The 20333-nt window shown below is 57.4% G+C and carries 18 protein-coding genes; 12 read left to right on the top strand and 6 right to left on the bottom strand.

What is annotated here, in order from left to right:
- The first annotated feature begins 46 nt into the window (after positions 1–46).
- The gene (locus GPM19_RS01450; protein WP_160417099.1) at positions 47–1240 is read left to right on the top strand and encodes an ATP phosphoribosyltransferase regulatory subunit; all 1194 of its coding nucleotides are present in this window, start codon (positions 47–49) and stop codon (positions 1238–1240) included.
- Positions 1240–2535 carry an adenylosuccinate synthase gene (locus GPM19_RS01445; RefSeq protein ID WP_160417098.1) on the top strand — a complete coding sequence of 432 codons (1296 nt, stop codon included), beginning with the start codon at positions 1240–1242 and terminating at the stop codon, positions 2533–2535. The genes GPM19_RS01450 and GPM19_RS01445 overlap by 1 nt, the downstream gene beginning before the upstream one ends.
- Before the next feature lie 89 nt (positions 2536–2624).
- On the opposite strand, the gene cobO is transcribed toward GPM19_RS01445, so the two are convergent.
- A complete protein-coding gene (gene cobO / locus GPM19_RS01440) occupies positions 2625–3224 on the bottom strand; it encodes a cob(I)yrinic acid a,c-diamide adenosyltransferase (protein ID WP_160417097.1) in 600 nt (199 codons plus the stop codon).
- Between the two features lie 231 nt (positions 3225–3455).
- On the opposite strand from cobO, the gene GPM19_RS01435 reads away from it, so the two are divergent.
- The 4 genes from GPM19_RS01435 to GPM19_RS01420 all read left to right on the top strand — a co-directional run bounded on the left by GPM19_RS01435 (position 3456) and on the right by GPM19_RS01420 (position 8391).
- Positions 3456–3941: a YajQ family cyclic di-GMP-binding protein gene (locus tag GPM19_RS01435; protein ID WP_160417096.1), complete on the top strand. Its 486-nt coding sequence runs from the start codon at positions 3456–3458 to the stop codon at positions 3939–3941.
- 69 nt (positions 3942–4010) lie between these two features.
- On the top strand, positions 4011–6638 hold the full coding sequence (gene pepN, locus GPM19_RS01430) for an aminopeptidase N (RefSeq protein WP_160417095.1): 2628 nt from the start codon (positions 4011–4013) through the stop codon (positions 6636–6638).
- A 19-nt stretch (positions 6639–6657) separates the two neighbouring features.
- On the top strand, positions 6658–7620 hold the full coding sequence (yegS, locus tag GPM19_RS01425) for a lipid kinase YegS (protein ID WP_160417094.1): 963 nt from the start codon (positions 6658–6660) through the stop codon (positions 7618–7620).
- 69 nt (positions 7621–7689) lie between these two features.
- Positions 7690–8391 carry a prolipoprotein diacylglyceryl transferase gene (locus tag GPM19_RS01420; protein ID WP_160417093.1) on the top strand — a complete coding sequence of 234 codons (702 nt, stop codon included), beginning with the start codon at positions 7690–7692 and terminating at the stop codon, positions 8389–8391.
- A gap of 94 nt (positions 8392–8485) precedes the next feature.
- Here the strand turns inward: GPM19_RS01420 and GPM19_RS01415 are convergent, their stop codons facing one another.
- The gene (locus GPM19_RS01415; protein WP_114486580.1) at positions 8486–8689 is read right to left on the bottom strand and encodes a cold-shock protein; all 204 of its coding nucleotides are present in this window, start codon (positions 8687–8689) and stop codon (positions 8486–8488) included.
- A 148-nt stretch (positions 8690–8837) separates the two neighbouring features.
- Here GPM19_RS01415 and GPM19_RS01410 point away from each other — a divergent pair, with 148 nt between their 5' ends.
- Positions 8838–9494 carry a LysE family translocator gene (locus tag GPM19_RS01410; protein WP_160417092.1) on the top strand — a complete coding sequence of 219 codons (657 nt, stop codon included), beginning with the start codon at positions 8838–8840 and terminating at the stop codon, positions 9492–9494.
- Between the two features lie 58 nt (positions 9495–9552).
- Here GPM19_RS01410 and GPM19_RS01405 read toward each other — a convergent pair whose 3' ends face one another.
- On the bottom strand, positions 9553–11502 hold the full coding sequence (locus GPM19_RS01405; RefSeq protein WP_160417091.1) for a transglycosylase SLT domain-containing protein: 1950 nt from the start codon (positions 11500–11502) through the stop codon (positions 9553–9555).
- A gap of 99 nt (positions 11503–11601) precedes the next feature.
- Between GPM19_RS01405 and GPM19_RS01400 the strand changes: the two genes are divergently transcribed.
- The 4 genes from GPM19_RS01400 (at position 11602) to sixA (ending at position 15690) form a co-directional block, all read left to right on the top strand.
- On the top strand, positions 11602–11943 hold the full coding sequence (locus GPM19_RS01400) for a YkvA family protein (protein ID WP_160417090.1): 342 nt from the start codon (positions 11602–11604) through the stop codon (positions 11941–11943).
- Positions 11944–12091: 148 nt separating this feature from the next.
- Positions 12092–13996, top strand: coding sequence for a molecular chaperone HtpG (gene htpG / locus GPM19_RS01395; protein WP_160417089.1), 1905 nt, complete (start codon positions 12092–12094; stop codon positions 13994–13996).
- A 114-nt stretch (positions 13997–14110) separates the two neighbouring features.
- Positions 14111–15178, top strand: a complete 1068-nt coding sequence (locus tag GPM19_RS01390) for an NAD(P)H-dependent glycerol-3-phosphate dehydrogenase (protein WP_160417088.1) — start codon at positions 14111–14113, stop codon at positions 15176–15178.
- Entirely contained in the window at positions 15175–15690 is a 516-nt protein-coding gene (gene sixA / locus GPM19_RS01385) for a phosphohistidine phosphatase SixA (RefSeq protein ID WP_227842047.1), read from the top strand. Before GPM19_RS01390 ends, sixA begins: the two co-directional genes overlap by 4 nt.
- An 84-nt stretch (positions 15691–15774) precedes the next feature.
- Here sixA and gatB read toward each other — a convergent pair whose 3' ends face one another.
- From gatB to gatC, 3 genes are all read right to left on the bottom strand, one after another.
- Positions 15775–17229 (bottom strand): Asp-tRNA(Asn)/Glu-tRNA(Gln) amidotransferase subunit GatB, encoded by a 1455-nt coding sequence (gene gatB, locus GPM19_RS01380; RefSeq protein WP_160417263.1) that lies wholly within the window; start codon positions 17227–17229, stop codon positions 15775–15777.
- On the bottom strand, positions 17229–18689 hold the full coding sequence (gene gatA / locus GPM19_RS01375; protein ID WP_160417087.1) for an Asp-tRNA(Asn)/Glu-tRNA(Gln) amidotransferase subunit GatA: 1461 nt from the start codon (positions 18687–18689) through the stop codon (positions 17229–17231). Before gatA ends, gatB begins: the two co-directional genes overlap by 1 nt.
- 63 nt (positions 18690–18752) lie before the next feature.
- Positions 18753–19040, bottom strand: coding sequence for an Asp-tRNA(Asn)/Glu-tRNA(Gln) amidotransferase subunit GatC (gene gatC, locus GPM19_RS01370; protein WP_160417086.1), 288 nt, complete (start codon positions 19038–19040; stop codon positions 18753–18755).
- Positions 19041–19281: 241 nt separating this feature from the next.
- Between gatC and GPM19_RS01365 the strand changes: the two genes are divergently transcribed.
- Positions 19282–20319, top strand: a complete 1038-nt coding sequence (locus GPM19_RS01365) for a rod shape-determining protein (protein WP_160417085.1) — start codon at positions 19282–19284, stop codon at positions 20317–20319.
- The last annotated feature ends 14 nt before the right edge of the window (positions 20320–20333 follow it).

Raw genomic sequence — 20333 nt, 5'->3', positions numbered from 1 at the left:
GCTTTTTTCTTGGCCTTTATCATCGTCGTCTTGCAGGATTGTTCACATGACCATCGCTGACCGCTGGCTGTTGCCCGACGGCATGGATGAGGTGCTGCCGCCTCAGGCAAGCCGCATGGAAGAGCTGCGCAGAGCGCTTCTCGACCTTTACCACTGCTGGGGTTATGACCACGTCATGCCACCCCCGCTGGAGTTTCTCGATTCCCTGCTCACCGGCACGGGCACTGACCTTGATCTGCAAACCTTCAAGCTGACCGATCAGTTGACCGGGCGGATGATGGGGGCGAGCGCCGACGTGACCCCGCAGGTGGCACGTATGGATGCTCATTCGCTAAAACGCCAAGGCCCGGTGCGTCTGTGTTATTGCACCACGGTGCTGCGCGCCAAGGCCGACCAGCACCAGGGCGGGCGTAGCCCGATGCAGGTAGGCGTGGAATTGTTCGGCCATGCCGGTCTGGAAGCGGATCTGGAAATCGTCTATCTGGCCCTGGCTAGCCTGGAAGCGGCCGGCGCCGGCGAAATACATTTGGCACTCGGCCATATCGGTATCTACCGCAGCCTGGTCGAGGCGGCGGCACTTAATGTCGAGCAGGAAGCCACATTGTTTGCCGCCTTGGCGCTCAAGTCTCCCGGCGAACTGGCCGCGCAGGTGGCTGCCAGTGTTCCCGACCCGGCACTGGCGAAGATGTTTCTTGCCTTGGGTGGCTTGCACGGTGGAGCAGAGGTGCTGAGCCGGGCACGCGATGTATTTGCCGGGGCTCCGGCGTCGATGCAGGCCGCTCTGGATCAGCTGGATGCCTTGCATCAGGGAGTACTGGCACGTTTCGATGTGGCGCTGTATTTTGACCTTGCAGAGCTGCGCGGCTATCAGTATCACACCGGGATGATGTTTGCCGCTTATGTGCCGGGGTACGGCCAGGCACTGGCCAAAGGTGGTCGTTATGACGACACTGGGCGTGCCTTCGGGCGTGCCCGACCGGCGACCGGCTTTTCCATGGACCTCAAGCTGTTGGCGACCTTGGTGCCGGGCACGCCCGAAACAGGCGCTATCTGGGCGCCTGCCGAGAGTGACGATGCCCTCAGGGCAATGATTGTTGCCTTGCGTCAGCAAGGAGAAAGGGTCATCCAAGCGCTGCCTGGGCAGCGTACCGGGCCGGCGGAGCATCACTGCGACCGCCGTCTTGAGTTTATCGACGGTCGTTGGCAGACAGCGACCCTGACACAAGAGACGAGAGCATAATGGGTAAGAATGTAGTAGTACTAGGTACCCAGTGGGGCGATGAAGGCAAGGGCAAGATCGTCGATCTGCTGACTGAATCTGCCTCCGCCGTCGTGCGCTTTCAAGGTGGGCACAATGCCGGGCACACCCTGGTCATCGACGGTGAAAAAACCGTATTGCACCTGATTCCTTCCGGTATTCTGCGCCCCGACAAGATCTGCGTTATCGGCAACGGTGTCGTGCTGTCGCCGGAGGCATTGATCAAGGAAATTCGTGAGCTGGAAGTCAAAGGCGTGCCGGTACGCAAACGTCTGCGCCTGTCGCCGGCTTGTCCGTTGATTTTGCCCTATCATGTACGCTTGGACCAAGCGCGTGAAAAAGCTCGCGGTGTTGCCAAGATCGGCACCACCGGTCGCGGTATCGGCCCGGCTTATGAAGACAAAGTGGCGCGTCGCGGCCTACGCTTGGGTGACATGCTGCACCGCGAGCGTTTTGCCTCCAAGCTTGGCGAAGTGCTCGATTATCATAACTTCGTGTTGACCCAGTACCATGGTGAACCCGCAGTGGATTTCCAGGAAGTGCTGGACACCGCCATGCAGATGGCGGAAGAGCTGCTTCCCATGGTGTGCGATACTGTTGGCCTGGTGCACAGCCTGCGCAGAAACGGCGAGAACATTCTGTTTGAAGGCGCGCAAGGGTCGTTGCTGGATATCGACCACGGCACCTATCCGTTCGTCACCAGCTCCAATACCACAGCCGGGGGCACGGCAACCGGCTCCGGTGTGGGCCCGTTGTACCTGGACTATGTCTTGGGTATCACCAAGGCGTACACCACACGAGTAGGTTCCGGGCCGTTCCCTACCGAGCTGTTCGACGCTCATGGGCGGCATCTGGCCGAGAAAGGCCACGAGTTCGGTGCCACTACCGGGCGTCCGCGTCGCTGCGGCTGGTTCGATGCAGTGGCACTACGCCATGCTGTGCAGATCAACTCGGTATCGGGTATTTGCCTGACCAAGCTGGATGTGCTCGATGGCCTGGAAAATATTCGGGTGTGCGTCGGCTACCGCAGCAAGGATGGCGAAGTACTCGATACACCGGTAGATTCCGAAGGCTACGAAGCCCTCGAGCCGTTGTATCAGGATTTACCGGGCTGGGATGAGTCGACGCTGGGTATCAAGAAAGTCGAGGACTTGCCCGCCAACGCGCGTGCCTATATCAGCTTCTTGGAAGAGAAAGTCGGCACTTCCATCGATATCATTTCCACCGGACCGGATCGCCACGAGACCATCGTGCTGCGTAATCCTTTCGATAGTTGATGCGATAGCTGATAAGTTCGGTCAGTTAAGCAAAAAGGCGCCCTCGGGCGCCTTTTTGCTTCTGGGATCCTATTATTCTGCATTAAGCGTTAGAAATCGATGCCGCGGCGTGCCTGAAGGCCGGCGTTGAATGCATGACGTACCTCCTGCATTTCGGTGACGGTGTCGGCTAGGGCGACGATATCACGGTGAGCATTACGCCCGGTGATGATCACCGTCTGTTCTGTCGGGCGATTTTTCAGAGCCTGGATGACCGTCTCGATGTCCAGATAACCAAACTTGAGCATGTAGGTGATTTCATCGAGCACCACGAGGTAAATGTCGGGATCAGCCAGCATGCGCTCGGCATCGCGCCAGACTGTATGGCAGGCCTGGATATCGGCCTCCCGGTTCTGGGTGTCCCAGGTAAAACCGGTAGCCATGATCGCCACTTCCAGATTGGTGTCCGCCGCTAGGCGCTCGCGTTCACCGCACTCCCAAAGCCCCTTGATGAATTGCACCACACCCACCCGGTAACCATAACCCAGCGCTCGGGTTACCGTGCCCCAGGCGGCTGTCGTCTTGCCTTTGCCGTTACCGGTATAGACCAGGATGAGGCCACGTTGCTCGGTGGCGCTGGCGACTTTTTCATCCACATGAGCCTTGAGTTTTTGCATGGAGGCCTTGTGGCGTGTTTCTCGATCGGTCATGGATCTTCCTCGAGTGTTGGCGGTATCAATAGGATGTCTGTGGCGGTCAGGCTCCTAGGGTAAGCGATGCGTAAGGTGTTAGGAAGAACTGTTGTGTATAGGAATTGTATAGAAAAGGCTGGACTTCATTAGCGCCGACAGCGCATTCAAGAAGGGAAAACACAACAGAATTGGCCGGTAGGGGTGCGGCTGCTCTAGAATGGTGAGTCATGTTTTGCCAGGAAAGCCAAAATGCCTTCATTTGATATTGTATCCGAGTTCGATAGCCATGAAGCGGCAAACGCCGTGGACCAAGCCAACCGCGAAGTGCAGTCGCGCTTTGACTTCAAGGGAGTGGATGCCAACTTCACCCTGGAAGGCGACAAGGTGGCCCTTGAAGCTGAGGTCGATTTTCAGCTCAAGCAGATGCTGGATGTGTTGCGCAATCGATTGATTGCTCGGGGTATCGATGCGCGTTGCATGGATGTTCAGGACCCTGTGCTTTCCGGTGTGAAAGCTCGCCAGGAAGTCATTCTCAAGCAAGGGCTGGATCCGGCGGAAGCCAAGGATATCGTCAAGCGAATCAAGGCCTCCAAGCTCAAGGTTCAGGCTCAGATTCAAGGAGAGAAAGTGCGTGTGACAGGCAAGAAACGTGATGATCTACAGAGTGTGATGACCCTTCTACGCAGCGAGGAAGGGCCGGAATTACCGCTTCAATTCGATAATTTCCGCGACTGACCGGTAATTGTTGCCCATTTTACTTTAAGGTCTTTGTTTATTTTGCCGCTTTCAACAGGAGCCAACTTCATGTCCGAGCCGCAGCCGGTCTATCTAAGTGATTACCAAGCGCCTGCCTACCGGGTGTCCCATACGCAGCTGACTTTCGAGCTTGACCCGGCAGCCACCAAGGTCAAGGCTCGACTGCTTGTGGAGCGTCACCCTGAGCGCGAAACCGGCCTGCCGCTCGAACTCGACGGGGAACATCTGAGCCTCAAATCGATTGCCCTGGATGGAAAACCGCTTGAAGCAGCCGACTACGAACTCACCGAGCAGGGATTGCGCATTCCCCAGGTGCCCGAACGTTTCGTGCTTGATACCGAAGTGGAAATTTCACCGCGAGACAATACCGCTCTGCAGGGTCTCTATCAGTCGAGCGGTATCTATTGCACCCAATGCGAGGCCGAGGGCTTTCGTCGAATCACCTTTTATCCCGACCGGCCGGATGTGATGGCCACCTTTTCCACCACCTTGATCGGGACAGCTGAACCGGTACTGCTTTCCAATGGTAATCCGGTCGAGAAGGGCACCTTGGACGATGGGCGTCATTTCGTGACCTGGGAGGATCCTCACCCCAAGCCCAGCTACCTGTTTGCGCTGGTGGCGGGAGACTTGAAGAAAGTGGCGGATCGCTTCACCACCATGCACGGTCGCGAGGTGAGCCTGGAAATCTGGGTGGAAGAGGAGAATCTCGACAAGACCGACCATGCCATGGCCTCGCTCAAACGTGCCATGAAGTGGGATGAGGAAACCTATGGCCGAGAGTATGATCTTGATCTGTTCATGATCGTGGCGGTGAACGACTTCAACATGGGCGCGATGGAAAACAAAGGGTTGAATATCTTCAACTCCGCTGCCGTCTTGACCCACCCCAAGACCGCCACCGACGTCGCTTATCAAAGAGTCGAGGGTATCGTCGCGCATGAATATTTTCACAACTGGTCGGGTAATCGCGTCACTTGTCGCGATTGGTTCCAGTTATCCTTGAAGGAAGGGTTCACTGTCTTCCGCGATCAATGCTATTCGGCGGATACCAACTCGGCACCGGTCAAGCGTATTCAGGACGTGTCATTCTTCCGCACCGCTCAATTCGCCGAAGATGCCGGGCCTACGGCTCACCCCATCCGCCCGGATCACTACATCGAAATCACCAACTTCTATACCTTGACCATCTACGAAAAGGGCTCGGAAGTGGTGCGGATGTTACGCAACCTGGTGGGCTGGGAAGCTTTCCGTCGCGGAAGCGATCTGTACTTCGAGCGTTTCGATGGTCAGGCCGTGACGATCGAAGACTTCGTGGACTGCATGGCCGAAGCTTCCGGCGAAGATCTCACCCGGTTCATGCGGTGGTATTCCCAGGCAGGCACGCCGGAAATCGATGCTCATGGCGAATATGACTACGTCACCAGTGAGTACCGCCTGACCCTGCGTCAGCGCACACCGACCACCCCTGGCCAGCAGGATAAGCAACCGCTGCATATCCCTGTGCGTCTGGGGCTGGTGGGTACCAAATCCGGCCGGGATCTCAACATGACCTTGGGCGGCGAAACCCTGGGCCGGGACGCGGTGATTCATCTGCGCGAGGATGAGCAGGAATTCCTGTTCACGGATGTGGCAGAATCGCCGATTCCCTCCCTGCTTCGTCATTTCTCGGCACCTGTCAAGCTCCACTTCCCCTATTCGCGGGAAGACCTGGCGTTCCTGTTGCAGCATGATTCCGATGGTTTCAATCGCTGGGATGCCGGCCAGCGTCTGGCACTGCTGGCATTGGATGATCTTATCGCCGCTCATCGCAACGGCGTGGAAAAGGTCATGGACAGCCGAGTGACCGATGCTTTCCGGACCCTCTTGACCAGCCGGATCGATGACAAGGCGGTACTCGCGGAAATGCTGACGCTGCCTTCGGAAGCCTATATTGCTGAACAGCAACCGCTGGTGGATGTGGATGCGATCCATGCCGCGCGTGAATTCGTCCGTCAATCGCTGGCCCTGGCCTTGCGTGATGAGTTCCTGGCCGTCTTTGAGGCCAATCAATCAGATGCTCCTTATGCTCCCGAACCTGAGCAGATTGCCCAGCGCAGCCTGAAAAATGTGGCATTGTCCTACTTGATGGCGATCGAAGACGAAAAGGGTCTGGCGTTTGCTCAAGCCCAATTCGATGCCGACCACAACATGACGGATGTGCGTCATGCGTTGACGCTCTTGGTGCATAGCTCCCGTGATGATTTGGCCTCTCCGGCGCTCAAGGCCTTTGGCGAAACTTGGTCGCATGATCCTTTGGTCATGGACCAATGGTTCAGCCTCCAGGTGACTCGGCCCCAGGAAGATGCGGTGGAACGTGTCAAGTTTCTGATGCAGCATCCTGCTTTCTCGCTCAAGAATCCCAACAAGGTGCGGGCGTTGATCGGTACTTTCGCTAACCAGAACCGTGTCAACTTCCATCGTCTGGACGGCGAGGGCTACAGGTTGCTAGCGGATGTGGTGATCAAGCTTAATCGCCTTAACCCGGAAATCGCCGCTCGCCTTATTACTCCCTTGACGCGCTGGCAGCGATTCGATGAACAGCGCCAGGCGCTGATGAAAGCCGAGCTTGAGCGGATCAAGGCTGAGCCTCTCTCGCCTAATGTGTATGAAGTGGTGGCCAAGGCATTGGCTTGAATAACGCAAGGAGCGCCAGGTGAACGCATCGCAGACACGCTACTTGTTAGTTGCCAATGGCAAGGCTGCCGGCAACCCTGAATTGCGTGAGGGAGTGAATGTCGCCAGGCAAGGCGGCATGTCGATCGACGTGCAAGTGACCTGGGAAACCAGAGACGCGGTGCGCTTTGCCCGAGACGCTCAGGCGCTGGGCTTCACTCATGTGATAGCCGCAGGAGGCGATGGCACGGTCAATGAAGTAGTCAATGGGCTGATGATGTTGCCCAAGGCAAAGCGTCCGATATTGGGTGTCGTGCCTTTGGGCAGCGCCAATGATTTTGCCAACTCGATAGGACTGCCTTTAGCGCCTGATAAGGCACTGCGTGCCGTTGTCTCTCTTTCAGTGCAATGGGTGGATGTGGTGCAGGTCAGTTTTGATCCAACCAGCGATAGTGCCAAAAGCTATTATCTCAATATGGCCACGGGTGGCTTCGGTGCGGAAATTTCCTCGAGCACCCCGAAGGCGCTCAAGCGCGTGCTGAGGGGACATGCCTATTCGGTTATGGGGGCGCTCAAGGCATGGCGGCATTACCGGTATCGGGCAGACTTGTGCTGGGAAGGCGCGCAACAACAGCACAGCTCCCTGCTGATGTTGGCATTGGGCAATGCCCGCCAGGCGGGGGGTGGTCAGGTGCTGGCTCCTCAGGCCAAGCTCGACGACGGCTTACTGGATGTCTTGCTGGTGAAGGAGTTTCCTTCGGTTAAAGAACTGCCTCAGCTTGTCAGGGAGTTACGCAGCTTCCCAGCCGAGGGTCAGTTGGTCAATTATTTCACTGCTTCCTGGTTTGAATTGAGCACCTATGGCGATGAACCACCTTGGCCGTTGGCTCTGGATGGTGAGACACATGAAGCGTTTTATTTTCGCGCTGAAGTCGTGCCAAGAGCGATCCAGGTGGCCATGCCCTCAACATGTCCCATGCTGTCCTCCTTCAAGCCTGCCTAGGTTTCCTGGAGCGAGTAAATGACATGATTTTATTGATACAATCGATTTAAGCAAATCAGGAGACATTGGATGGCGATGCGTATTTGGATACCCACGGTAGCGGCATTGGCACTGTTGTTGAGTGCATGTGGGGATAATGAAACAACCGAGCCGGCTCAGGAGCAAGACTCGGCCCCTTCGGCGGTGGAGCAAGCACAGGATAGCGAAGAAGCCCCAGCGGAACCTGAGCCGGGCACCATGGATGAGCAGGCGGGCGCTGTGCAGACCGATGAGGGCGCTCCAGAGCAAGCATCGCCTGCTACCGCTGAGGACATCGACGCCGGTGATGAAACCTTGGAAGCGGACGCCGCGCCCGATGTATTGAATGAAGAGGAGGCGCTGCCTGGAGAAGCCACTCGTTCGGACGTGGATGATATGATTGCCGAAACCGAACGTCGCTTCGAAGAAGCCCAGCGGCAACTCGAGGAGCAGTTCGAACAAGCCGAAAGCGAAGAACCCATACTTGAGCCGATGGAATCCTCCGATGACTTGACTCAGGAGTGGGAGAGCCAGTTACCCGAAGATATCGGTACTACACAGGAGCTGGGCACTACGCAAGAACTAGAAAGTTTCGATGTCGATGAGATGATCGAAGATAACGAGCGTCGCTTTGAGGAAGCGCAGCGGGAACTCGAAGAGCAGTACGAGGAAATCGAACAAGGGCACGAAATGGAGTCGCTCGAACCCATGGAGTCCATGCAAGAAGACGATACTGGCGAAGCAGCTCAGTAGAATGCCCGGCATGACGCCTGAACAGAGAAAAAAAGGCCCGCCAGTGCGGGCCTTTTATCATCTCGTCACGCCTTTTCAGGCGCGTCGGATGGTATCAAGCAGGTTTAATATTGGAAGCCTGAAGGCCTTTCTTGCCTTGCGTGACGTCAAAACTGACTTTTTGACCATCTTGCAAGGTCTTGAAGCCTTCCGCTTGAATTTCGGAGAAGTGGGCGAACAGATCGTCACCGCCGTCATCAGGAGAGATGAAGCCGAAACCTTTCGTATCGTTGAACCACTTGACAGTACCGGTTGCCATTGTCGATTTCCTTAACGTGCTTAATGATGATGCGAGTGGCAATAGCGCCTGCTCGCAAACTCACTGTAGATGGAAATCGTCGGGGCGTCCAGAAACACCGCAGCTAGTTTGCGTTAGTCTTCATCTGCCACATGAGTGAGAAGAGAAAATGACACAGCTGAGTTTGTTCGATGCGCAGTTTATTCCGTTCGTGATAGCCATCACGTTGCTGACGCTGAGTCCGGGGGTCGATACCTTGCTGGTGATCAGAAATACCGCCCGGGGCGGGGTTCGCGACGGTGTACTGACCAGTGTGGCCATTTGCTGTGGTTTGTTCGTGCATGCGGCGATCTCGGCCTTGGGAATCTCCTTGATTCTGCTGCAGTCGGCCTGGGCGTTCAGTTTACTCAAACTCCTCGGTGCCATTTACTTGATTTGGCTGGGCATGGTCAGTCTTTTGGCGGCGCGCAGAGGGCAACCCCTGCCGGTAGCCGGCGTGATGCAAGACGCTGCTCCGGTCTCATTGTGGCGCCCGCTTAGGGAAGGCTTCGTCTCCAATGTGCTCAATCCCAAGACCGTGGTGTTCTACATGGCATTTCTTCCCCAGTTCATAGCGCCGTCCGATCCGGCCCTGCTCAAGTCGTTGTGGCTGGCAGGGGTGCATTTCATCATCGCCAATATCTGGCAAATCAGTGTGGTGGTCATGGTGGGAAGCGCAGGGCGGTGGCTGGGAAGCGCTCGCTTTGCCCAAACACTCAATACAGTCACTGGCGGTGTGTTGATAGCACTGGGGATGCGTTTAGCATTCGAGCAGCGCCCGGTGTGAAACGGGCGCTGTGTATCCGTGCAGAAATGGCTAAAGAGTGAGAAGGGGAGCGTAAAGGCTAGCGTTGCACCAGCAATGAGCGGTCGTAGCGTCCTTGCTGTTCGGCGGCGCTGAGCAATGACACGCCCTGAGTATCGCCCGCATTGGCCAGGCTCTCGAAGATGACGCGATAGCTCAGGATAGCCTGGACGTAGTCGCGTGTTTCCCAAAACGGAATGCTTTCCACAAAAAGATCGAAGGCTTCCGGGCCATCGGTTAACCAGCGGTCGACCCGGCTGGGTCCGGCATTGTAAGCGGCGGCGGCCGCCAGACGGTTGTTCTGGTAGCGTGCGAGCTTATCGCGCAAATAAGTGCTGCCCAGACGTATATTGATCGCCGGGTCGAGGATTCCGTAAGGTCCCGGATCGGATATTCCCACCTCGCGACTCACTTGGCTTGCGGTACCCGGCATCAGTTGCATCAACCCGCGAGCCCCGGCGGGAGAAAGCGCATCGGGATTGTAGGCGCTTTCGCGGCGGGTAATCGCCATCAACAGATAAGGGTCGACCCCGGTGGCATTGCCCCAATGCAGAAACTCATTGCGATAGGCTTCGGGAAAGCGCCAGTCCAGCGCGTCCCACAAACCGGCAGCGATGGTGGTCTGTACCAGACGCGCATGCCAGCCTCGCTGAGCGGCATAGTCGGCAAGGGCGCGGGCCTGTTCAGGTGAGGCATTGCGTACCGCGTATAACCATTCGCTGTTGGCTAGCCCCGGCTCATCGATGCGCAATAGCGCCTCGGTACGTTTGACCACTGGCAGTTTGGCAATCGCCTGTCGAGCGGAGTCATCGATGTGGTTACGTTCCAGGTTGAGTTGAACGGGCTGACCGAGCCGCTCGGACGCGGCAAACCCGTAAAAATTTCGCTCTTTCGCCGCCTGCTGATAGCGTGTCTGGGCTGCCTCGGGGTTGCCTAGCTGCTCATGGGCACGCGCCAGCCAATACTGCCAACGGCTATCTTGCTGTTCGTCTGGCACCATGAGTGCAACCCAACGTATTACTGCGGGCCAATCCTGGTCGGCCAATGCACGCCGCACACGTAACTCCAGTACACGCTGGCTATCAAGGGCAGGCAAGATGCTATCGACCCAGGACTGCGCCAGGGGTACCTCACGAACCAAGGCATAAAAGGCCAATTCCTCTTCGATATCGCGCTGGACGCTAGTGCTCAGGGTCAAATGGGGGGCGATGCGTTGCCAAGTGGATAAGGCGGCGGCGGTATCGGTGCGAGTGAAGCCGCGCATGGCCGTTTGGTAAAACATCGCGGTACCTGAGCACTGCGGGCCGATACAGCGTGGTGTCTGGTCCAGCGCAGTATAATCCTTCTTAACCGTCTCGGCATTTTCCAGGGCGGTCTGCCACTGGCTATCGAGCAAGCGCCCGAGATAGGTCATCAAGCCGGTTTCTCCCGCCTGCCAAGCAAGCATCTTGCGTTCCCAGATATCGGTAGCCGCAATGTCGCCGCTGGCTCTCAAACGATCAAAGAGCGCATTACAGGCGTCGGGTTGTGATTTGCCGACGCGCCATAGCTTGCGTCCCCCTTCAATCGCTTGCTGAGGCTGGGTGCCGACCAGGGCCGTGTAGTAATGGCATTGGCGTGCAGCACCGGAAGGAGGGCCGTCAGCTATCGCCAGCAGGCTGCCGAAGCGTCCGGCATCCCCATAGCGGCTGATGGCCTGGCCACGCATCCATTCGCTCAGGGGTGAGTCCTGGTGGCGTTGGATGAAACCCAGGATCTGGCCGGGTTCCGCTTGGGGTAACCGGCTGCGAAGGCGATGATATTCCACATATCCGCTCAGCTCATGGTCGGCCAGGTCGGCGCTATTCACGTCTTGCCATTGCTGGTTGCGTGCAGCTTCCAAAGCGTCGCGCATGGTTGAATCAGAGGCTGCCTGTGAGGTTGTCGAGGCGCCTAGCAGCAAGCCGGCGCAGAGCACCCAGGCAATTTTTTTCAACGGTAGGACGGGCATGAGCGGTTCCTCTGGAGCATAAAGACAGGAGCCCCTCCACTGAACTTCGGAGGGCGAAAAAGTTCTGATATTCACATCTGAGACGGAGAATTCAATACGATGACCCCATTATCCACGTGGTGGCTCTGGCGTCGCCTTAAATCCCGCAGTTGGGCACTTAAGCGCATTGCGCGTGCCCTAAAGCTGTTTTTCCCCATGACGCGCGACGTGGTTCGCGGTGATTTTCGGCCGGTGCCCTGGAAGGCTTTCGGTTACATGGCGGCGGCTTTAGCTTACCTGGTGATGCCGTTCGATCTGATTCCCGATTTTCTGGTGCTGATAGGCCTGGTGGATGATGTGTTCATCGTTGGTTGGTTGCTCAATCAGGTGGATAAACACCTGGAACAGTATCGTGTCTGGAAAACTGCCTTAGATTCGCTTGATTCTACAGATTCGCAGTAACGCAAGCGCTCATAGTGGATTGAATCATTGCTTGAAAAGTCGTCACCCACCCCCATATCACGCTCAGGTTTTTACGCCGCAACATCATGACGATTGTCATCCGGTCATGATGTGCCGCTCCTCCCCAATGATAGACGAGGACTGATGCATGACGACTGCAACACATGAAGAAACGCTGGGTTTCCAGACCGAAGTCAAACAGCTTCTGAATTTGATGATTAATTCCCTGTATTCGAATCGGGAGATTTTCCTGCGTGAGCTGATTTCCAACGGTGCCGATGCCTGCGACAAGTTACGCTACGCCGCTCTCGACAACGATGCGTTGTATGAAAATGATAGTGAACTGCGTATCGAGATCGAACACGATCATGACACCAATACCGTGACCGTGCGTGATAACGGGATCGGGATGAACCGTGATGAGGTGATCAGTAACCTGGGCACTATCGCACGCAGCGGTACCGCCGAGTTTCTTCAGCAGCTTTCCGGTGAACAGCAAAAAGATGCCAATCTGATTGGCCAGTTCGGGGTCGGCTTCTATTCTTCCTTCATCGTCGCCGATGAAGTCACCGTTCGCACGCGCAAGGCGGGTAGTGACCATGCTGAAGGCATCGAATGGCGCTCCAAAGGCGAAGGTGAATTCACCGTTGCGCAAATCGAGCGCGAGCTCCACGGTACGGAAATCATCTTGCACCTGAAAGAGGATGCCCGGGAATTTGCCGACGATTATCGGTTGCAGGGGCTGGTGCGCAAATATTCGGACCATATCGAAGTGCCGGTGCGCATGCCCAAGCTCGAGACGGCCAAGGACGATGAAGGCAACCCCATCGAGGGCAGCGAAGTCGTCACCTGGGAGACCGTCAATGAAGCGACGGCCTTGTGGGTGCGCCCCAAGAGCGATATCAGTGACGACGAATACAAGGCCTTCTACAAGCACGTCGCCCACGACTTTAACGATCCGCTGACCTGGAGTCACAACAAGGTGGAAGGCAAGCTTGAGTATACAAGCTTGCTGTACGTGCCCAGCCGGGCACCGTTCGATCTTTACGAGCGTGACGGTGCGCGTGGCGTGAAGCTGTATGTGCAGCGTGTCTTCATCATGGACGATGCCGAGCAGTTCCTGCCGCTGTATCTGCGTTTCATCAAGGGAGTGCTGGATACCCGCGACCTGTCGTTGAACGTGTCTCGTGAATTGCTCCAGCAAGATCCCAAGGTCGACAAGATCAAGGGTGCCCTGACCAAGCGTGGTCTGGATATGCTCGAGAAGCTTGCCAAGGACAAGGAGCAGTACCAGACCTTCTGGAATACCTTCGGCAGCGTGCTCAAGGAAGGCCCGGGCGAAGACGCCGCCAACCGCGAAAAGATCGCCGAGCTGCTGCGCTTTGCCACGACGCATACCGACATCGCGATCCAGAATCAGTCGCTTGCTGATTATGTCGAGCGGATGAAGGAAGGCCAGCAGAAGATCTATTACATCGTGGCGGATAGCTTCAATGCCGCCAAGAGCAGCCCGCACCTGGAGATTTTCCGCAAGAAGGGCATCGAAGTACTGTTGCTCTCGGATCGTGTCGATGAGTGGCTGATGAACCATCTTACCGATTTCGACGGCAAATCCTTTGCCGACGTGGCCAAGGGCGAGCTGGATCTCGGCGATGTAGAAGACGAGGAAGAAAAGAAGGCCCAGGAGGAAACCGCCAAATCCAAGGAAGAGCTGGTCAAGCAGGTCAAGGATGCCTTGGGGGCTAGCGTGCAAGAGGTCAAGGTGACGAATCGTCTGACCGATTCTCCCGCCTGTGTGGTATTGCCCGAGCATGAAATGGGCTTTCAGATGCGGCGTATCATGGAAGCGGCCGGCCAGACCTTGCCTGAAGTCAAGCCGATTCTGGAACTCAATCCTTCGCATCCTCTGGTGGCACGTCTGGAAAGCACTGAAGGCGAGCGTTTCACCGAGCTTGCGCACATCCTGCTCGATCAGGCGATCATTGCCGAAGGCGGCCATCTCGATGACCCCGCGACGTATGTCAAACGCTTGAATAGCTTGCTGACTGCCTGATGTATTACTAACGCCTATTGCGGCCCGCTTGGATCACCAAGCGGGCCGTTTGTTTTGATAGGGTAGGGAGTAAAGTAGACACTTCGTTCAGTGAGATAGCTTCAGGAAACCGTCATGTCTGAGCAACAGATCAAGGTCGCCGTGTTGGGCGGCGGAAGTTTCGGCACCGCGCTGGCGAGCATTGCTGCCGACAATGGCGCTCGGGTGCGCCAATGGATGCGGGATGCGGCGCTGGTTGAGCAGATCAACCGCGAGCATCGAAATGGGCGCTATCTACCCAATTACGCCATGAATCCCGCGGTCGAGGCATCGACCGAGATGGCTCAGGTGCTCGAAGATGCCGAGCTGGTACTGATTGCGATTCCCTCGAAAGCGTTCCGTAGTGTGGTGCAAACTGCCAAACCCTGGCTCAAACCGGAGCATATTCTGGTAAGCACTACCAAGGGCATCGAGCAGGATAGCTTTTTGCTGATGAGCCAAGTGCTTGAGCAGGAAACTGGCTTTACCCATATCGGGGTGATCGCCGGCCCCAACCTGGCCTCGGAAATTGCCGACAAGCAACTCACGGCTACCGTCATTGCCAGCTACGATGCCCTGACCCGCACTCGTGTCCAGCAGGCGCTTGGGTGTGGTTATTTTCGCGTCTACGCCAGCAACGACCGCCATGGGGTCGAGCTGGCGGGGGCGCTTAAGAATATCTACGCGATTGCAGCCGGCATGGCAGCTGCACTGGGCATGGGTGAAAACACCCGCAGCATGCTGATGACAAGAGCCTTGGCGGAGATGAGTCGGTTTGCCGTGGTTCAGGGTGCCAATCCCATGACGTTTCTCGGTTTGGCGGGTGTAGGCGACTTGATCGTCACCTGTTCTTCCAATCTCTCGCGTAATTATCGTGTGGGCTACGCCCTGGGAAAGGGCGATTCGCTCGAGCAGGCAGTCGAGTCTCTGGGCCAGGTCGCCGAAGGGGTCAATACCGTGCGCCTGGTATGCGCCAAGGCACGCGAAGCGGGTGTTTACATGCCGCTCGCCGAAGGCCTTTATAAAGTATTGTTCGAAGGCGTTCCCGCTCGTGACATGGCGGGTTACTTGATGCTCGGGGAGCAAAGCAGTGACGTGGAGTTCATCCTGCCTCGAGAGGCAGTCCAGCAAGCTCATCGTGAATCAGGCGAGTGGCGTGAATGAATAACCGCCGTATCAAGATGAATGGAGATGCTACCAATACGTTATTGATCATGCGCCATGCAGAGGCTGCCATGGGCGTGCCGGATGCAGAACGTCGCTTGACGCTGCGCGGTGCGCAACAGGCTGAGCAGGTGGCCGCCTGGCTGGCTGGGTGCGCTGAGCAGGGCGAATTGGCAGGACTGCGGCTTCTGGCAAGCCCTTATCATCGTGCCCAGCAAACCGCTCAGGCGGTCGGTAGAGCATTGAACGTAACGGTGGAAACGCTGGGACTGATCACGCCCGAGGATAACCCGCGCGAGGTCAACGAATGGTTGCTGGCCCAGCCGGAACGTCAGCCGTTGCTGCTGGTGAGTCATATGCCGTTGGTGGCTGATCTGACCGGCTTGATGGTGGAAGGGCGGCTTGGCTGCGGGCCGGGATTCTCACCCGCCGCCATCGCCGAACTCAAGGCCGAGGTCTGGGCGTCGGGCTGTGCCACCTTGGCCGGTTTTTTCCAGCCCGAGTTGCGCTGAACGCCAAAGGCCGCCGCACATCATGTTCGCGGCGACCTTTGGTTGTTTGCCGAGGAATTGCGTGCCTGGAAGACTTTCGCTTACTTACAGCAGGGCGTCGAGCTTCTCCTTGAGTAGCCCATTGACCTGCTGAGGGTTGGCCGTACCGCGAGAGGCCTTCATTACCTGGCCCACGAAATAACCGATCATCTTGCCGCGTTTTTCCGGTTCGGCATCACAATACTGGGCGACTTGGGCGGGACTGTCGGCGATCACCTGGTCGATCATCGCTTCGATGGCGCCACTGTCGGTAACCTGCTTCAATCCTTGGGCCTCAATCACGTCATCAGCCGAATGTCCCTGGCCGTTCCAGAGTGCTTGGAAGACTTGCTTGGCGGCCTTGCCGCTGATGGTGTCGTCCATCACTCGGCTAACCAGCTCCCCCAGTTGGCGAGCGGAGACCGGGCTTTGGGTAATCACCAGGTTCTCACGATTGAGTGCGCCGGAAAGCTCCCCTTGTACCCAGTTGGCCGCCTGTTTGGCATCGCCGCACACGGTTTTCACTTCCTCGAAGTATTCGGCCATGTCGCGGCTGGCCGAAAGCACGCCAGCGTCATAGGCAGAAAGCCCCAGCTCACGCTCGAAACGTTCACGCTTGGCGGCGGGAAGTTCCGGCAATTGGCCACGCAGATGCTCCACGTAGGCTTGATCAAGCACCACCGGCAAGAGGTCAGGGCAAGGGAAGTAGCGGTAGTCGTTGGCTTCTTCCTTGGTGCGCATGCTACGGGTTTCATCACGTTCAGGATCGTACAGCCGAGTTTCCTGGATGACCTTGCCGCCATCTTCGATCAGCTCGATCTGACGCTCGACCTCGAAGGCGATAGCGCGCTCGACGAAGCGAAAGGAGTTGACGTTCTTGACTTCCGCGCGGGTGCCCAGGCTGGCTTGACCCTGAGGACGTACCGAGACGTTGACGTCGCAACGCATCGAGCCTTCGGCCATGTTGCCGTTGGAGATGCCCAGATAGGTCACGATCGAGTGAATGGCCTTGAGGAAGGCGGCGGCCTCCTTGGCGTTGCGCATGTCGGGTTCGGAGACGATCTCGAGCAGTGGAGTGCCGGCGCGGTTCAGGTCGATCCCGGTCATGCCGTGAAAGTCTTCATGTAATGATTTCCCGGCATCTTCCTCCAGGTGGGCATGATGAATGCGGATGGGCTTGGTGCTGCCATCCTCAAGGCTGACTTCCACTTCCCCCGGGCCCACGATGGGGTGATACATCTGGCTGGTCTGGTAGCCCTTGGGCAGGTCCGGGTAGAAGTAGTTCTTGCGATCGAACACCGATACCTCGGGAATCTGTGCATGAACCGCCAGGCCGAACTGCACAGCCATGGATACGGCTGCTTCATTGAGCACCGGCAGTACCCCTGGGAGCCCTAGGTCCACTGCGCAGGCCTGAGTGTTGGGCTCGGCGCCGAACGCCGTGGAGGCACCGGAAAAGATCTTGGAGCGGGTGGCAAGTTGAACGTGGACCTCAAGCCCGATCACGGTTTCCCATTGCATCATGCGTTCTCCTTGGCAAAGGCGGGGCGTTGGCGGTGCCAGTCGGTCGCCTGTTGGAACTTGTGGGCTACGTTAAGCAGTTGCGCTTCGGCAAAGTGGGTGCCCAGAATCTGCAAGCCTACCGGACGATTGCCGACAAACCCTGCCGGTACACTGATGCCGGGAATGCCCGCCAGGTTAACGGAAATGGTGTAGATATCCTGGAGGTACATCGATACCGGGTCTTTCTTGGCGCCGAGGTCGAAAGCCGGGCTGGGGGAGGCAGGCCCCATCAGAACGTCGACCTCTTCGAAAGCATCCAGGAAATCTTGACGAATCAAGCGGCGTACCTGCTGGGCTTTCTTGTAGTAGGCATCGAAGAAACCTTCGGACAGCGTGTGGGTGCCGATCAGGATGCGACGTTTCACCTCGTCGCCAAAACCTTCATCGCGAGAGCGCTTGTAGAGATCGGTCAAGTCCAGCGGGTTTTCGCAGCGATGGCCGAAGCGCACGCCGTCATAGCGCGCCAGGTTCGAGGAAGCTTCCGCCGGAGCAATGACGTAATAGGCCGGAATCGCGTAATGCGTATGCGGCAGGCTAACCTCGCGTACTGTGGCACCCAGGGATTCATATACCCTGACTGCTTCGCGCACGGCAGCTGCTACGTCGGCATCCAGTCCATCGCCGAAATATTCTTTGGGCAGGCCGATCTTGAGTCCGGAAAGCGGCGCGTCGAGGGTTTCCAGATAATCGGGTACCCCGCGGGCCAGACTGGTGGAATCACGCAGGTCGTGGCCGGCGATATGATTCAGCAAGTGAGCGCAATCTTCCGCAGTGCGGGCCATCGGGCCTGCTTGGTCGAGGCTCGATGCATAGGCAATGATGCCATAGCGCGATACTCGGCCGTAGGTAGGCTTGAGCCCGGTGATGCCACAGAATGCCGCTGGCTGGCGAATCGAGCCGCCGGTATCGGTGCCCATGGCGGCGGGCACCAAACCCGCCGCGACCGCCGCGGCACTGCCGCCGGAGCTGCCGCCGGGTACGGCGGAAAGATCCCAGGGGTTTTTCACCGGCCCATAGAAGCTCGACTCGTTCGAGGAGCCCATGGCAAACTCATCCATGTTGGTCTTGCCCAGTGACACCGTGCCGGCGGCATTGAGTTTTTCCACCACGGTGGCGTTATAGGGGGCAATGAAGGTATCCAGCATCTTCGAGCCGCAGCTGGTCTTGACTCCCTCGGTACAGAAGATGTCCTTGAGTGCTAGCGGGACACCCGTCAACAGGCCGGCATTGCCCTTGGCGCGGGCCTGGTCAGCGGCATCTGCCGCTTTCAGGGCCTGCTCGGCGGTCACTGTGATAAAACTGTTCAGTTTGCCGTCGAGGCGTTCGATACGTTGCAGATAATGGTAGGTCAGCTCGCGGCTGGAGAGCTCGCCGCCGGCCAAGGCCGCCGCGAGTTGGGTGACTGTCTTGTCATGCATGGCCCAGAGGCTCCATCAAGGTTGCCGAAGAAAAATACAGGCAGCAAAGGCGCGTGCTCGGCGTCATTCCACCACACGCGGGACGAGGTACAGGCCGTTTTCCACGGCGGGGGCCGAGTACTGGAACGTATCGCGTTGGCTTGACTCGGTGACTTCGTCGGCGCGTAAGCGCTGGGTGGCATCCAGGGGATGGGCCAGGGGGACAACGCCTTCGGTGTCCAGGCCTTGGAGTTGATCGACCATCTCCAGAATACGGTTCAGGTCGTCGACGAAGCCGCGAGCCTGGTCGTCACTGACAGCGAGCCGGGCCAGGTGCGCAGCCCGACGCACATGAGAATCTTCAAGCGCCATGATCGAAATGTCCTCGCGAACGTGGGTGAAAACACATCTCCAGACGAGATGTCGAAAAATCGTGGTCAAAAGATCCTGCTCGATGGTGACATCGACTATCACAGGAAAATAACCGCAAAAGGTACCACATATTGGCCCCAACGGGCAGCGTGGCACGCGACTCATGCTTGCTGCCGGGGGGTTGCGGTGATACCGTTTGCGTCCGCACAGGGTTCCCGGTCTGCACTAGGTAATAACGTCCATGTTCAAACGCTTGAGGGGGCTGTTCTCCAGCGATCTATCGATCGATCTGGGTACGGCCAATACACTGATTTATGTACGCGGTCGGGGCATCGTGCTCGACGAACCATCCGTGGTGGCCATTCGCCAGTCCGGTAACATGCGTAGCGTGGCCGCTGTGGGTACGGATGCCAAGCGCATGTTGGGACGTACACCCGGCAATATTACCGCGATTCGTCCCATGAAAGACGGAGTCATTGCTGATTTCACCGTCACCGAGCAGATGCTTCAACACTTCATCCGCAAGGTACATCAAAGCACCTTCCTGACGCCCAGCCCGCGTGTACTGGTATGTGTGCCATGCATGTCGACCCAGGTGGAACGCCGCGCGATTCGTGAATCTGCTGAAGGCGCAGGCGCCCGTGAAGTGTTTCTGATCGAAGAGCCCATGGCGGCAGCGATCGGAGCAGGCTTGCCGGTGGATGAAGCCCAGGGCTCGATGGTAGTGGATATTGGTGGCGGTACCACCGAAATTGCGATCATCTCGCTCAATGGCGTGGTGTATTCCGAGTCGATCCGTGTTGGTGGTGACCGCTTTGATGAAGCCATCACCGCCTATGTTCGGCGCCATTTCGGCAGTTTGATCGGTGAGGCCACGGCCGAGCGCATCAAGGAAGAGATCGGATGTGCCTACCCAGGCGGCGAGCTGCGCGAGATCGACGTGCGCGGGCGCAATCTGGCCGAAGGCATTCCGCGCAGCTTTACGCTCAATTCCCATGAAATCCTGGAAGCTTTACAGGAAACCTTGGGGTCGATTATCGCCGCAGTGAAAAGCGCTCTGGAACAATCGCCGCCCGAGCTTGCCTCCGACATCGCCGAACGTGGCTTGGTGTTGACCGGCGGTGGGGCGCTGCTGCGTGACCTTGACAAGCTGATTGCCGAAGAAACCGGCTTGCCGGTGATCGTGGCGGAAGATCCTTTGACCTGCGTGGCACGCGGCGGCGGCAAAGCGCTGGAAATGATCGACCAACATGCTTTTGAACTGTTATCCAGCGACTAAGCGTTTAACTGCAT

The sequence above is a fragment of the Vreelandella zhuhanensis genome (assembly GCF_009793355.1).
In the GTDB taxonomy this organism is placed as follows: domain Bacteria; phylum Pseudomonadota; class Gammaproteobacteria; order Pseudomonadales; family Halomonadaceae; genus Vreelandella; species Vreelandella zhuhanensis.
The sequence above is the reverse complement of the archived record's forward strand: the minus strand, read 5'-3'. Positions and strand labels throughout refer to the sequence as shown.

Coding starts and splice junctions, on each gene's coding strand:
- GPM19_RS01450 (WP_160417099.1), top strand. CDS start 47: ATGACCATCGCTGACCGCTGGCTGTTGCCCGACGGCATGGATGAGGTG.
- GPM19_RS01445 (WP_160417098.1), top strand. CDS start 1,240: ATGGGTAAGAATGTAGTAGTACTAGGTACCCAGTGGGGCGATGAAGGC.
- cobO (WP_160417097.1), bottom strand. CDS start 3,224: ATGACCGATCGAGAAACACGCCACAAGGCCTCCATGCAAAAACTCAAG.
- GPM19_RS01435 (WP_160417096.1), top strand. CDS start 3,456: ATGCCTTCATTTGATATTGTATCCGAGTTCGATAGCCATGAAGCGGCA.
- pepN (WP_160417095.1), top strand. CDS start 4,011: ATGTCCGAGCCGCAGCCGGTCTATCTAAGTGATTACCAAGCGCCTGCC.
- GPM19_RS01420 (WP_160417093.1), top strand. CDS start 7,690: ATGGCGATGCGTATTTGGATACCCACGGTAGCGGCATTGGCACTGTTG.
- GPM19_RS01415 (WP_114486580.1), bottom strand. CDS start 8,689: ATGGCAACCGGTACTGTCAAGTGGTTCAACGATACGAAAGGTTTCGGC.
- GPM19_RS01410 (WP_160417092.1), top strand. CDS start 8,838: ATGACACAGCTGAGTTTGTTCGATGCGCAGTTTATTCCGTTCGTGATA.
- GPM19_RS01405 (WP_160417091.1), bottom strand. CDS start 11,502: ATGCCCGTCCTACCGTTGAAAAAAATTGCCTGGGTGCTCTGCGCCGGC.
- GPM19_RS01400 (WP_160417090.1), top strand. CDS start 11,602: ATGACCCCATTATCCACGTGGTGGCTCTGGCGTCGCCTTAAATCCCGC.
- htpG (WP_160417089.1), top strand. CDS start 12,092: ATGACGACTGCAACACATGAAGAAACGCTGGGTTTCCAGACCGAAGTC.
- GPM19_RS01390 (WP_160417088.1), top strand. CDS start 14,111: ATGTCTGAGCAACAGATCAAGGTCGCCGTGTTGGGCGGCGGAAGTTTC.
- sixA (WP_227842047.1), top strand. CDS start 15,175: ATGAATAACCGCCGTATCAAGATGAATGGAGATGCTACCAATACGTTA.
- gatB (WP_160417263.1), bottom strand. CDS start 17,229: ATGCAATGGGAAACCGTGATCGGGCTTGAGGTCCACGTTCAACTTGCC.
- gatA (WP_160417087.1), bottom strand. CDS start 18,689: ATGCATGACAAGACAGTCACCCAACTCGCGGCGGCCTTGGCCGGCGGC.
- gatC (WP_160417086.1), bottom strand. CDS start 19,040: ATGGCGCTTGAAGATTCTCATGTGCGTCGGGCTGCGCACCTGGCCCGG.
- GPM19_RS01365 (WP_160417085.1), top strand. CDS start 19,282: ATGTTCAAACGCTTGAGGGGGCTGTTCTCCAGCGATCTATCGATCGAT.